The sequence below is a fragment of the Pseudomonas sp. NPDC086566 genome, assembly GCF_050280885.1.
Classification (GTDB): Bacteria; Pseudomonadota; Gammaproteobacteria; order Pseudomonadales; family Pseudomonadaceae; genus Aquipseudomonas; species Aquipseudomonas vlassakiae.
On record NZ_JBNNWD010000001.1, the window covers coordinates 594,834 to 608,440 of the forward strand.

Annotated in this window: 11 protein-coding genes; all 11 read right to left on the minus strand. The window is 66.0% G+C overall.

From position 1 onward, the window contains the following. Positions 1 to 8: 8 nt before the first annotated feature. Positions 9 to 1,571: a flavin monoamine oxidase family protein gene (locus ACQKPS_RS02890; protein ID WP_427602608.1), complete on the minus strand. Its 1,563-nt coding sequence runs from the start codon at positions 1,569 to 1,571 to the stop codon at positions 9 to 11. 297 nt (positions 1,572 to 1,868) lie between these two features. Then, positions 1,869 to 2,969: an LLM class flavin-dependent oxidoreductase gene (locus ACQKPS_RS02895; protein ID WP_283724291.1), complete on the minus strand. Its 1,101-nt coding sequence runs from the start codon at positions 2,967 to 2,969 to the stop codon at positions 1,869 to 1,871. A 30-nt stretch (positions 2,970 to 2,999) separates the two neighbouring features. Continuing rightward, positions 3,000 to 4,334 carry an LLM class flavin-dependent oxidoreductase gene (locus ACQKPS_RS02900; protein ID WP_427602610.1) on the minus strand — a complete coding sequence of 445 codons (1,335 nt, stop codon included), beginning with the start codon at positions 4,332 to 4,334 and terminating at the stop codon, positions 3,000 to 3,002. A gap of 59 nt (positions 4,335 to 4,393) precedes the next feature. Continuing rightward, a complete protein-coding gene (locus tag ACQKPS_RS02905; RefSeq protein WP_427602612.1) occupies positions 4,394 to 6,013 on the minus strand; it encodes a dipeptide ABC transporter ATP-binding protein in 1,620 nt (539 codons plus the stop codon). Next, the gene (locus ACQKPS_RS02910) at positions 6,010 to 6,924 is read right to left on the minus strand and encodes an ABC transporter permease (RefSeq protein WP_427602614.1); all 915 of its coding nucleotides are present in this window, start codon (positions 6,922 to 6,924) and stop codon (positions 6,010 to 6,012) included. Before ACQKPS_RS02910 ends, ACQKPS_RS02905 begins: the two co-directional genes overlap by 4 nt. A 1-nt stretch (position 6,925) precedes the next feature. Then, the gene (locus tag ACQKPS_RS02915) at positions 6,926 to 7,876 is read right to left on the minus strand and encodes an ABC transporter permease (protein ID WP_427602616.1); all 951 of its coding nucleotides are present in this window, start codon (positions 7,874 to 7,876) and stop codon (positions 6,926 to 6,928) included. Beyond that, positions 7,873 to 9,492 carry an ABC transporter substrate-binding protein gene (locus tag ACQKPS_RS02920; RefSeq protein WP_427602618.1) on the minus strand — a complete coding sequence of 540 codons (1,620 nt, stop codon included), beginning with the start codon at positions 9,490 to 9,492 and terminating at the stop codon, positions 7,873 to 7,875. Before ACQKPS_RS02920 ends, ACQKPS_RS02915 begins: the two co-directional genes overlap by 4 nt. A 70-nt stretch (positions 9,493 to 9,562) precedes the next feature. After that, positions 9,563 to 10,357 (minus strand): class II aldolase/adducin family protein, encoded by a 795-nt coding sequence (locus ACQKPS_RS02925; RefSeq protein ID WP_313201110.1) that lies wholly within the window; start codon positions 10,355 to 10,357, stop codon positions 9,563 to 9,565. Between the two features lie 17 nt (positions 10,358 to 10,374). Then, positions 10,375 to 11,319: a D-isomer specific 2-hydroxyacid dehydrogenase family protein gene (locus tag ACQKPS_RS02930; protein ID WP_427602620.1), complete on the minus strand. Its 945-nt coding sequence runs from the start codon at positions 11,317 to 11,319 to the stop codon at positions 10,375 to 10,377. After that, complete coding sequence (locus ACQKPS_RS02935; protein ID WP_427602622.1) at positions 11,319 to 12,449, minus strand: acyl-CoA dehydrogenase family protein; 1,131 nt, start codon at positions 12,447 to 12,449, stop codon at positions 11,319 to 11,321. Before ACQKPS_RS02935 ends, ACQKPS_RS02930 begins: the two co-directional genes overlap by 1 nt. A gap of 171 nt (positions 12,450 to 12,620) precedes the next feature. Then, positions 12,621 to 13,511, minus strand: a complete 891-nt coding sequence (locus ACQKPS_RS02940; protein ID WP_427602624.1) for a LysR family transcriptional regulator — start codon at positions 13,509 to 13,511, stop codon at positions 12,621 to 12,623. Positions 13,512 to 13,607 lie beyond the last annotated feature (96 nt).

Below are 13,607 nucleotides of genomic sequence, written 5' to 3' on the forward strand. Positions count from 1 at the left end.
CTTGCAGGTCAGGCGGCAACGCCGCGGGTGGTCTGGCTGGCATGGCGGGCGATCAGGCCGACCACCCGGCGGGCGGATTCGGCTGCGCTGTTCTGCCAGATGCCTACGCCACCATGGGCCAGGGCATCACTGGCCAGCCAGGTGCGGCCCTGGGGCTGGTTGAGCAGGTCGTAGCCCGGCTGTGCGACCTCGTCATGGACGATCCACGGGGCTTCGCTGAACGGGATCTTTGACCAGTTCACCACCACTGGCCGGCCAAGCTTGTGGCTGTGGCCGGGGTGCAGCGACTCCACCGCCTGGCGCGAAGAGGCGACCTGCTCCTGCAGCGACTTGCCGGCAAACAGCCGGGCCACCTCGCCGGTGTTGTAGGTTGCAACCAGCACGCCCTGGGCGCTGTTGAGGTGATCGCTGGGGTACCACAGGGTGCGCGCCTCATGGTTGATGTAGCTGAGGCCGCCGTAGATCTGGAAATCGGTCTCCCAGAAGCGCGGTGATTGCCAGGCGACCTTGTTGGCCTTGTCGCCTTCGGCGCTGGCAATGGCTTGCCGGAAGGCTTTGTCGAAGTTGTTCGGCAGCTTGGCCAGTAACGGCAGGGGCAAGGTGACGATGGCGTAGTCGGCGTGCTCGACATGCTGCTGGCCACTCTTGCGATCGCGCCAGGTCACCCTGGCGCCGGTGTTGCCGGTGTCGACCCCCAGCACTTCGGCCCCCAGGCGTACGCTGTCCTTGACCTGGCGATAGAAGGCCTTGGGGATCTGGTCCATGCCGCCGACTGGCTGGAACATGGTCGAGGAGAACTCGGGGATCTCGTCGAATACCAGTGGCAGCAGCAGGTTGCTGTCCAGCAATTGATCCAGCGGCACCGGCTGGCGCTGCACCGGCGTCTGGTCGCCGGCGCCGGCAAAGCGGGTGTAGCCGGCGCGTACCGAGCCGCGGTACTGCTGCTGGCTGTCGAGGTCGCCATAGACCTTGAGGAACTCCAGCAAGGCCTTGCGCTGGGCGCTGTTGAGTTCGGCATCGAGGCTGTTGCGGCTGATGCTGCGCGCCAGCAGTTCGCTGAAGTGCCCGCGGGTATCGTTGACCGCCTGGCGCAGCAGCAGCGGCGGGCGGGCCAGGTCCGGCTGGGCCAGGGCGTTGCGGCTGCTGTTGACCAGTACCTGCAACTCCACGCCCAGCTCACGGCAGTAGCCGAGGATGGTCAGGTGATGGCTGGGCAGGCGCGCGGCGCCGGCATTGAAGAAGTGGCCCGGGTCGAACTCGACGGTTTGCGAGCTGCCGTCGTTGTGTTCGATGCGGTCGCCCTGGCGCAGGGTCCAGACCCGGCCGCCGACGCGCTCGCGGGCTTCCAGTACGGTGACCGAAAAGCCAGCCTTGCGCAGTTCGTAGGCAGACACCAGCCCGGAAATGCCGCCGCCGACGATCACGACGCGCTTGCCATTGCCGCCGTTGGCAGCCAGTTGCAGGGGTTGGAAGGTGGCGGCCAGGGCATTGTTCCCCAGCGCGCCGAGGGCTGCCGAATAGCCGCCAATGGCGGCGAGGCGGGTGATCAGTTCTCTACGGGACAATCCCATGTCGTGTGCTCCGAAAAGGTTGGGTTCGGATGTGCGCAACGGCTGGGCTGCCCTGTGAAAGGCTCGACGGTGGCTGGCACAAATCCATTTGCCTCCGCCATGTCGGGGTCGGTAAGTAGAACCTAATGGACTTTCAGATTGATGAGAAAGTCTTTTTAGTTCTAACCTAATTATGTCTATGACTGATTACGTATAGCGCATTAAATGCGTAAAGCTGATTTTAAAGTGTCGGCTACATCGCTCAGCGGGCAGGCAGCGAGCGCCGTCTGCACGGCGCTCGAGCGGGGGAATGCGGTATCAGGCGCTACGGGTGGTGCGCTGCGCCTCGAACTGCTCGACCCGCTGGCGAATCCGCGGGATCAGCTCCTGCCCGTACTCCACGGCATCGCGCAACTGCTCGAAGCCACGGAACAGGAAGGTGCTCACGCCCAGTTCGTAGTAAGCCAGCGCCGCCTCGGCCACCTGCTCAGGCGTGCCCACCAGCGAGGTCGAGTTGCCAGCGCCGCCACCCAGCGCCGCGATCTCGGTCCACAACCGGGTGTCATGCACCTTGCGCTGGCTGGCCAGTTGCACCAGGCGTTCGGAACCGGCGTTGCTCTTACCGAAATTCTTCTCGCGGCGGTTGCCCTGGCGGATGCCGATGCGTTGCCGGGCGTCGGCCAGGATGCGCTCGGCCCGCGCCCAGGCTTCTTCTTCCGTAGCCCCGAGGATCGGCCGTAGCGACAGGCTGAAGCGGATGTGATCCTCCCGCCCGTATCGGGCAGCAGCCTTGCGCACCTGGGCAATGCGCTCGCGCACTTGTGCCAGCGGCTCGCCCCACATCATGTAGACATCGGCGTGTCTGGCGGCAACCTCCACTGCCGCGTCCGAGGCACCGGAGAAGTAGACTGGCAACTTGCCCACGGGTTTGACCAGGGTCAGGTTGTCTTCTACCCGGTAATGTGGCCCGTGATGGTCGAACGGCGTGGTCTGCGTCCAGGTATCGTGCAGCACCTGCAGGTATTCGTCGGTGCGGGCGTAGCGGGCATCCTTGTCGAGAAAGTCGCCGTCGCGCTGCAGGTCGCCGCTGTCGCCGCCGGTGATCACGTTGATCGAGGCACGGCCACGGCTGAGCTGGTCGAGCGTGGCGAACTGGCGGGCGGCAAAGGTAGGGGCCTGGAAGCCGGGGCGGTGCGCCACCAGCAGGCCGATGCGTTCGGTCAGCGCCGCGACGTAGCTGGCCAGGATCATCGAGTCCGGTGCACTGGTGTTGACCGCCAGCAGGGCCTTGTCGAACCCGGCGTATTCCTGGGCCTGGGCGAAGGCCTTGATGAAGTCCAGGTCAACAAGCGGGCCACGGGGAGCCTGGGATTCACTGCTCTCCTGGGGGCCGATGAGGCCAATGAATTCGAGCGTCATGCGATGGAACTCCTTTTCGAGGGGCAGCCGTCAGGCGACGGCGGCCTGGTTGCGACGTTGGGTATTGCGGTTGGTCGGTACGCTCAGGCCAAAGCTTTCGCGCAGCGTGCTGCCGGGGTACTCGCTGCGCACCAGGCCGCGCGCCTGCAGCAGCGGGACCACCAGCTCGGTGAAGTACTGCAGCCCATCGGGCAGCAAAGCGTTGATGATGAAACCATCGGCGGCGCCGCCCTCGAACCAGCTCTGCAAGGCATCAGCGACCTGCTCCGGGGTCCCGGTAAAGTCCCGCCGCGGGCGCGAGAAGCGCAGGGCGATTTCGCGCAGGCTCAGGCCCTCGTCGCGGGCCAGCTGTTTCAACTGGTCGGCGGTGCCCTTGTGACTGTTGTCGCCCAGCGTGCCCAGGTCGGGGAACGGGGCATCCAGGTCGTGGTGGCTGAAGTCATAGTCGTTGAAAGGCCGGCCCAGGGCGACCAGGGCGTCCTCGATGCTCACCAGGTCTACGGCCTGCTGGTAGCGGCGCTCGACCTCGGCTTCATCGCGGCCGACGATGGGGCGGATGCCCGGCAGGATGAACAGTTGCTCCGGGTCGCGGCCATGGCCGGCGGCGCGGCGTTTCAGGTCCTGGTAATACGCACGGGCGGCACTGAACGACTCGGGGTTGACGAAGATTGCATCGGCGTTCTGCGCGGCAAAATTGCGGCCATCCTCCGACACCCCGGCCTGGAAGATCAGCGGTTGGCCCTGGGGGGAGCGCTGGATGTTCAGCGGGCCCTTGACCTTGAAGAACTCGCCCTGGTGGCCAAGGGTATGCAGTTTGGCCGGGTCGAAGAACTCACCGGTCTGTTTGTTGCGGGTGAAGGCGTCGTCTTCCCACGAGTCCCACAGGCCCTGGACGACTTCGACATGTTCACGGGCGATGCGGTAGCGCACGGCATGGGGAGGGTGTTCATCCTTGCCGAAGTTGTCAGCGGTACCCGACAGCCACGAGGTGACCACGTTCCAGCCGGCGCGACCGCCGCTGATCAGGTCCAGCGAGGCGAACTGGCGGGCCACCTGGAAAGGTTCGGTGTAGCTGACCGTGACCGTGGCTACCAGGCCGATGTGGGAGGTGACAGCTGCCAGCGCCGAGAGAACGGTCAGTGGCTCGAAGCGATTGAGGTAATGGGGGCTGGAGCGGGCGTGGATGTGCAGGCTGTCGGCGATGAAGGCAAAATCGAACTTCGCCGCCTCCGCCAGTTGTGCCTGTTGCTTGTAGTAACCGAAATTGACGCTGGCGTCGGCCAGTGCCTCGGGGTGCCGCCACTCGCCCCAGCCGTGGCCGACACCATGGATCATCGCGCCGAGATGGATCTGTCGTTTGCTCACGTTCAATACCTCTTCAATGTCTGATCCGCGCGGCACGCCCGTGCCGCGTGGCACAACGGTCAAACCGCCACGGGCAGTACGCTGCGCGAATGCCCTGGTATTGCCTCGATCAGCGCTCGGGTGTAGGCGCTGGCCGGCTGGCCGAACACCTGCGCCGCCGGCCCTTGCTCGACCACCTGCCCGCGCCGTAGCACCAGCACCTGGTCGGCCATGCTTGCCACCACCGCCAGGTCATGGGAGACCAGGACATACGCCATGCCCAGTTCGCGCTGCAGTTCATCCAGCAGCGCAAGCACCTGTGCCTGCACCGATACGTCCAGCGCGCTGACCGGTTCGTCGAGCAGCAACACCTCCGGCTCCAGGGCCAGGGCCCGGGCAATGGCGACCCGCTGGCGTTGGCCTCCCGACAACTCCCGCGGCAGGCGATCGAGGAAGTGCACCGGCAGGTGCACCCTGGCGATCAGTTCGCGGGCCTTGCGCTCCAAAGCCTGGCCCTTGAGCAGGCCAAACGACACCAGCGGTTCGACGATGCTGTCGAACACGGTGAAACGTGGGTCGAGTGCGGCAAACGGGTTCTGCTGCACCAACTGGATACGCCGACGCAGGGGACGGAACTGCCGCCAGCTGAACGCGCTGACCTCTTCACCAGCGAACTCGACATGCCCTTGGCTGGGGCTTTCCAGCCCCAGGGCAATACGCAGCGCTGTGCTTTTGCCCGAGCCCGACTCGCCCACGATGGCCAGGGTCTGCCCGGCGTGCACTTCAAGGCTCAGGTCGTGCAGGGCAGTGAAGTGCGCGTGCTGCCCAGGCAGCGCAAAGCGCTTGCCGACGTTGCTCAGGCGCAGCAGCGGCGCCTGGCCCGGCAGCGCGCCGGGCCTGCGTCGCGGCACGAAGGCCGGCGCCGCATTGAGCAGGTCGCGGGTATAGGGATGTTGGGCGCCCCAGAGTATTTGCCTGGGCGAAGCATGCTCGATGAGCTTGCCCTGCTTCATCACCAGCAGGCGGTCGGCGCGGTCGCAGGCCATGCCCAGGTCATGGGTGATGATCAGCAGCGAGATGCCACGCTCGGCCACCAGCTGTTGCAGGTGGTCGAGGATGCGCCGCTGCACCGTTACATCCAGCGCGCTGGTGGGCTCGTCGGCAATGATCAGCCGCGGCTCGCCAGCCAGGGCGATGGCGATCAGCACCCGCTGGCGCATGCCGCCGGACAATTCGTGAGGGTACTGGCGAGCCCGCAGCGCCGGCTCGTCCAGGCCAACCTGGGCCAGCAACGCCAGCACTTCGCGGTCCACCTCGGGGTAGCGCCGGCCGCGGGCCAGCAACAGCGCCTCGGCGATCTGCCGGCCAATGCGCAGGGTGGGGTTGAGGCTGACCATCGGGTCCTGCGGCACCAGGGCGACGGTACGCCCGCGCAACTGGCGCCGGGTGCGCTCGTCAGCCTGGGCCACATCCACGCCGTCGACCCACAGCTGGCCCTGGTCGATGTGAGCATTGCCTGGCAGCAGGCCGAGCAGGGCGTTGGCCAGGGTCGACTTTCCAGAACCGGACTCGCCGACGATGGCCAATGTTTCGCCCTGTGCCAGGCTGAACGACAGCTGGCTCACGGCCTGGGTGCGTTGCCCGGCGAAGGCGTAGCTGATACTCAGGTCGCGTACCTCGATCAATGGCGACTGGCTCATCGGGCATGCTCCTCGGCGCTGCGCGCCAGGTGGTTGAGGCTGAACACCACGGCCACCACGAACAGCCCCGGCAGCAGGGATACCCACGGCGCGGTGATCAGAAAGTGGCGGCCGTTGGCGATCAGCGTGCCCCATTCCGCTGCTGGCGGGGCTGCGCCGAAGCCCAGAAAGCTGAGCCCGGCAGTGGCCAGGATGGCGGCGCCGAAGTCCAGGGTGGCGAGCACCGCCACCGGGCCCCAGGCATTGGGCAGCACGTGGCGCAGCAGCGTGCGCGCCCAGCTGGCGCCGCCCAGGCGTGCGGCTTCGACGTAGGGCAGGGTTTTGATCCGCAGCACTTCGGCACGGGTGGTACGGGCGAAGCCCGGGATGATCCCGACCCCCGCGGCGACGGCCACAGGCACCGTGCCGAAGCCGATGGCCGTGACGATGGCCAATGCCAGCAGCAGGCCGGGCAGGGCCAGCAACACGTCGATCAGGCGCATCAGCGCAGCGTCGACGCGCCCACCGGCAAAACCCGCCAGTACACCAAGGCCAAGGCCACCGCACAGGGCAATGGCCACCGCCAGCAGTGCGGCCATCACCGACAGGCGGGCGCCGTACACCACCCGGGTGTACAGGTCGCGGCCCAGCTCGTCGGTACCGAACCAGTGCTCCAGGCCGGGAGCGCTGAGCTTGTCGGCGGGCGAAGTGGCATAAGGGTCGTAGTGGCTCAGCAGATGGGGTGCCAGCGCGGCGAACAGGGCAAACAGCACGATCAGCAGCGCGAGGCTGAAGCCTGGCCGGCGCAGCAACGGGCCCAACGTCTGCCATGCGCGCTGCAGACGGGTACGACGCTTCCAACCGGCAGCAGGGCGTGCCTCGACGCCGGCAGACGCCGTGTCGTTCGGGGTCAGGGGGATATGAATGGTCATCTCAGTTCACCTTGGCCGTATGGGTGATGCGTGGGTCGAGGCAGGGGTAGAGCAAGTCGACGATCAGGTTGACCACCACGAACGCAGTGGCCGATACCGCGACGATCGCCAGCACGACCGGGATGTCCTGGCGCAGCACGGCCTCCTGGGCCAGGCGACCGACGCCGTTACGCGAGAAGATGGTCTCCACCAGCACGGCGCCGGACACCGTATTGCCGACCTGCAGGCCAACCAGGGTCAGCAGCGGCAGGGCGGCGTTGCGCAGGCCGTGACGGGCCTGCACCTGGGCCCGGCTGAGGCCTTTGGCGAAGGCGGTGGTGATGTACGGCTCCTGCCACACCCCCTGGAAGCCGCGGTGCAAGACCTGGGCATATACGGCGGCGCTGGGTATCGCCAGGGTGATTGCCGGCAGCACCAGGCTGGCAAAGCCCTGGCTACCGGTCGCCGGGAACCAGCCCAGGGCGAAGGCAAACACCTGGATCAGCAGCAGCCCCATCCAGAACACCGGCACCGAAAAGCCCAGCGAGGGCAGGCGGGCCAGTGCCGTTTTCAGTGGGCGCCATTGCACGTATGCGGTCAGGTAGGCCAGACCGATCCCGGCCAGCAACGACAGCACGATGGCAGAGCCCGCCAGCGCCAAGGTTTGCGGCAGACGTTCGGCCAGCAGCGCGGTGACCGGCCGCCCCAGTGACAGCGACTGCCCCAGGTCGCCGTGCAATGCGCGCCATAGCAGGTCGAAGTACTGCTCGAACAGCCCTTTGTCCAGCCCGTAGTAAGCGCGAGCCTTGGCCAAATCCTCGGGCGACAGGCCGTCGGCCTCCATGCCCGAGGCGCTGAGCATGATCGCCAGGGTATCGCCGGGCAGCAGATAGAGAATGAAATAGGTGACGGTGTAGGCGCCCCACAGCACCAGGAGTGCCTGGCCGATGCGGCCGGTCAGGTAGCGCTTCATGGCTGGCCGACCTGGATGTCGCTGAACAAGGCGAAGCCTTCTGCGGTCCAGCGGAAGTCCTTGACCCGCGCCGCAGTGGCGGCCTGCCACACGCGCTCGTACAGCGGGAACGCCGAGGCTTCGTCGATCAGCAGGTCCTGCAGCTGGCCATAGGCTTGAGCCCGTTGAGGGTCGGCGGTGGCGGTGATGCCGCTGTCAAACAGGCCCTGGGCCTTGGCCAGCACGTGCGGCTCGTAGGTGTTGGTGGCCAGCGTGGCGCTGTTGGCCGCGCGGGGGTCGAGGATGGTCTGCAGAATGATCGGGTCGGCGCGGGTCATGTAGGTGGAGGTCAGGTCATAGCTGCCCGATGCGTTACCGGCCACCCACTCGGCACGGGTCAGCACATTCAGCTTGAGATCGATTCCGACCTTGCGCAGTTGGTCCTGCACCAGCACATCACCGGCGCTCTCGGCCGGGGTGAGGTTGTAGCGCAGAGTCAGGCGTTGGCCGTTCTTGTGCCGGTAGCCGTCTTCGCCCTTGTGCCAGCCGGCGGCCTCAAGCAGTTGCTCGGCGCCCTTGGGGTCATAGGCAAGCTTGCTGGCCTGGGCTTTGAAATACGGCGTGGTGACGTCATACACGCCGCTCACCACCGGGAACGCTGCGTTGTACACGGTGTGTGCATAGCTGGTGCGATCGATGGCTTTCTGCAGCGCCAGGCGCACCTGACGATCGGCCAGCAGACGGTCGTTGCGAGTGTTGGGGTAGAGGTTCAGCGCAGGGCCTGGCAGCGAGCGGCTCTGGATGGTCGCACCCTTGGACTGGAACAGCTTGAGGTCGACTTCCGAGAACGGGTTGCGTGGCCACAGGATGTCGGCCTTGCCCTGCAGGAACAGGCCATTGCGCACGCTTTCTTCGGGGATGTAGCTGATGTCGATGGCATCCACATGGGCCGGGCCCTGGTTGCGCATGTTGGCCGACGGCCAGGCGTAGTCGTTGCGCTTGACCAGGCGTGCGCCGACCTCGGGGGTGTAATGCTCGAGGATGAACGGGCCGGTACCGATGATCTTGCCCAGCGAACGTTGCTGCGCGGTCAGCTGGTACGACGCCGGGGCGAGGATCGCCAGGTTGGTGGTCGAAGTGGCCTGCAGGAAGCCGGCGTTGGGCCGTGACAGCACCAGCCGCACGGTGAAGTCGTCGATGACCTCGGCGTGGTCAAAGCCTGCGAGGTAGGTGGCACCAAAGGTGGCCGGCAACTGGGCGGCGAAGGCTTTGTTGCTGTCGAAGGCGGTTTTCACGGCATGCGCGTCGAAGCGCTCGCCATTGCTGAAGGTGACATCCTGGCGCAGGTGGAAGGTGTAGCTCAGGGCGTCGGCACTGATCTCCCAGCTTTTCGCCAGCCACGGGATGATGCGCCCGCTGTCCGGGTCCTGGTCGGTGAGGGATTCAGCGACGTTGCGCAGCAGCACGCGATGTTCCAGCCAGTAGACCTGGAACGGATCGACGCTGACCAGGGTGGTGTTGTCGCCCCAGAAGGCAACGCTGAGGGTCTTGCTGTTGGTGTTGTTGTCGGCGGGCGAGCAGGCGGTGAGAGCCAGGGCCAGGGAGCCGATGGCGAACAGACGGTGCAGTGGGGGCATGGGGTGATCCTTCATCAGAATGGGGTTATGCCTGCCCCGTGAAGGGGCCGGCACAGCCAACGAGTACCTGTCAGTTCTGGTAATCGCGGCCCTCACGGTCCAACTGCCGGATCAAGGCATCCCAGTGCCGCTGGATACCTTCCCCCTTGCCATCGGCAAAGCGCTTCGATTGCTCGTGCACCTTGGCTATCGCCGCCTGCGGCGCATGCAACAGCTGGTCATTGCCCCCGGCCTGGGCCGCCACCTGGATGTTGCACGCACGCTCCAGCCCATGCAGTTCGCGGAACGCGTGTTCCACGCTGATGCCCCCGGTAAGCAGCCCGTGGTTGCGCAGGATGAGGATGTTGCTGTCGCCCAGGTTGGCCACCAGCCGCTGCTGCTCGTCCAGGTCCAGGGCCACGCCTTCGTAATCGTGGTAGGCCACCCGGCTGTAGTAGGCCAGGGCGTGCTGGGAAATCGGCAGCAGGCCGTCGCGCTGGGCCGATACCGCCGCACCGTCGCGGGTATGGGTGTGCAGCACGGCTTTGAGGTCGGGCCTGGCGCGGTGAATGGCGCTGTGGATCACATAGCCGGCCTGGTTGATGCCCAGGCCCAGCGGGTCGTCGATGATCGTCCCGTCGACATCCACCTTGACCAGGTTGGACGCGTTGATCTCGTCGAAAAGCAAGCCGAAGGCGTTGATCAGGAAGTGCTCGTCCGGCCCCGGCACGCGGGCGGAAAAGTGCGTGTAGATATGGTCGGTCCAACGGAACAGGGCCGCCAGGCGGTAGGCTGCGGCCAGCTTGACGCGCACCTCCCATTCTTCGGCGCTGACCCGGTCGCGCACATTGTCGGAACGGGGGGTGACGGCAGACAGTGAACTCATGGTGTGCTCTCCGGTAATCAGTAGCCGCGGGCGGTGTCGACCAGGTTGGCCAGGGGCGCCTGCTCGCGGTAGCGGTGGAAGTTGGCGATGAAGGCTTCGAGGAAGGCGGGGTAACCCTCCTCGGAAATGGCCGAGGTGTGTGGCGAGATGAAAACCCGTGGGTGGTGATACAGCGGGTGGCCGGCAGGCAGCGGCTCGGGGTCGGTGACATCCAGGCTGGCACGGCCGATCAGGCCGCTGTCCAGGGCCTCCAGCAAGGCGTGTTGGTCGAGCAGCCCGCCACGGGCGATATTGATCAGATGCAAGCCCGGGCGGGCATCGCCCAATACCTGGCGGTCGAGCAGTCCGCGGGTGGCGGGGGTAAGCGGTGCGGCCAGCACCAGGTGGTCGCTGCCCGCGAACAACTGGCGCAGATCGTCGGCACGTTCCACGCCAGGTACTTCGGCGATTGGCTGGCCAGGGCGGCTCAGGGCCAGCACCCGCATGCCGAGGGCCACGGCCTTGCGCGCCAGGCACTGGCCGATGCTGCCGAAGCCAAGAATGCCCAGGGTGCGGCCGCGCAGCGGCGCCAGCGCGGTCAGGCGCCAGTCGGCATCCTTGACCCAAAGCGTTGGCAGTTGCTTTGCAGCGGCAAACACCAAGGCCAGCGCGAACTCGGCTACCTGCTCGGCATTGGCGCCCTTGCCACTGGTCACCGGCGGGCCATTGAAGACCCAGTCCGGGTAGAAATCGATGCCAGAAGATACCAACTGCACCCACTTCAGACCCCACGGCCAACCCGGGGGCGGGCTGTCGACGCGCTGCCCGCGCACATTCACCGGGCGCAGGATGAACACATCGGCGGGCGCCTCGAGGGCCAGCTGGCCGGGGGCGATATCGATGACTTCGTGGTCTGGCAAATGCTCGCGCAGATGCTGGTTGGCCAGCGCGTCGAGCTGGCTGGCGATGATCGAATGACTCATCAGCGAGCCTCCGTCAGCGCGGCGCGGCCGACCTGGCTGAATACCACATCGTCCTGCGGGGTGTGGATGCGGCTGCAGAGGACGTCACGGTAGTGGCGCTCCAGCGGGTTGCGCCTGGAGAGACCGGGGTTGCCGGCGGCCTCGACGGCCAGGGTCACGGCCTGGATGGCATTGGCGCTGACCAGGTGCTTGAGCTGGCCGGCATGCTGCGCTGCCGTCTGCCCGGCGACGGCGGCATCGAGCAGGCTCTGGTTGGCGAACAGCAGCGTGTCGATGCGGCCCAGCACATCCTGGAAACGCGGCAGGCTGGCCAGCGGGGCGCCCAGGTTCGACGGCGTGCGTTGCTTGAGAAAGCCCGCCAGCCAGTCGCGGGCGGCGCGGGCCACCCCGTCATATACCGCCGGCAGCAGCACGGCCATCCACAGCAGGCCCTGGCCATCGAGTTCGGCTCTCGGGGCACTGGCGGGGCTGACGCTGACGGCGTGATCGAGCGGGATCAGCACGTCGTCGAAGCGCACTTCATGGCTGCAGGTGGCACGCATGCCCAGGTGGTCCCAGTCGTCGACGATGCTGATCCCGGGCGTGTCGCGGTGCACCAGAAAACCGCCCAGCAAAGGGTCGGCATCGTCGCTGCGTCCCCAGACCAGGTACCAGGTCAGGCCGTGGCTGCCGGTGGAGTAGATCTTGCGCCCGCTCAGGCGCCAGCCTTCGGCGGTGCGCCGGGCGACGGTGGCGGGCAAGCCGCCGCGGGCAGGGGTGCCCAGTTCAGGTTCGACGCGCAGCGCGTTGATCAGCGCGCCGTGTTGCACGGCATCGCGGGCCACCCGATGGCGCAGGTGCTCGGGCCAGCGCGCTTCGTCCTGCAGACGAAAATGCTGCAGGTACTGCATCACCAGGATCAACGCGGTGGCAGGGTCGCCCTTGGCGACTGCGCCGATCACGCGGCGAGCGCTGGCAAGGTCGGCCCCGCCACCACCGAGGGCGCGGGGCACGGTGAGGGCCAGCAGGCCGTGACGTTGCAGCAGGTCAAAGTTGTCCTGGGGGAACTGGCCGCTGCGATCATAGCGCGCTGCATTGGCTGCAAGGGCCTGCGTCAGCTCAGCGAGGGCGCTGTCGGAGGGGTGACTCATGGGGTTTCATCCCTGAATGACGGTGAGTTGCTTAAGACCGTATTCGTATGGATGAACCCTGTAAAAGTCTTTTTCGTTCTATGCTAATTATTTGTTTTAAGAATGTAGTGTTTTGATCGTTATGCAGAAATTGCATTTAACGTCAGCGGCGCTCGCAAGGCCCGGGTGATCTCAGCCCAGCAGCCTGTGCCCGGCTATTTCACCAAACAGTTCCACGGGTTCCTGCAGGTTGCCCAGGTAACGCGGATGGAACAGCCACAAGTCTACCTGTGGCTTGAAATCGCTGACATTGAGCACGTCCAGCGCATCGCGATGCCGGCTGGCTTGCAGCAAGGGTTCGGGGACCAACCCCAGGCCCTGGCCGTTGGCGACCAGGCCCAGTTGCAACTCGGTGCCGAAGGTCTCCAGGTTGATTGACAGGCTTAGCCCCTGTTCGCTCAGTGCACGCTGCAACCCGGCGCGGAAACCGCAGCCGTCCGGGTTGAGCACCCAGCCGCGGGTGTAGCAGTCCTTGAGCTTGTAGCTGCGCTTGCCCGCGCTGCCCTTGGCCGCCACCACCTTCAGCGGCATGCGGGCGATGGACTGGCTGGCGATGCCCTCGGGGAAGATCTTGCCTGGCGGGAACAAGGCGGCAGCTGCGTCCAGTTCGCCGTTCTCCATACGTGCGATCAGGCTGGTGCCCCAGCCGCTGCTGACCTGCGTGCGCAGCTGCGGGTAGGCTTCGCGGATCTGCGCCAGGGCATCAAGCAGCACGACGTCACCCAGGGTTTGCGGTACGCCCAGGCGCAGCGTGCCTGACGGCGCGCCATCGTTGGCCACCAGTTCGCGCAGCGAGTCGATCTCGCGCAGGATCGCCTTGCACTGTTCGTACACCCGCAGCCCCATGGGCGTGGGCTTGAGGGGCTTGGTGTTGCGGTCGAGGAGGGTGGCGCCGAGGTCTTCCTCGAAGTTCTGCACCCGGCGGGTAATGGCCGGTTGCGTCAGTTGCAAGGCCTCGGCGGCAAGGTTGGTCGACTGGCAACGGATGACCGCGACGAAGGCGTCCATATCATCGATTTTCATAATCGGCGCTCACAAGATCGAACGGGAAAAATAAGGCATTAGCATAATCGCAATGGCAGGTAATGCCATATGCAGGATCTGATCTGATTAAAACGC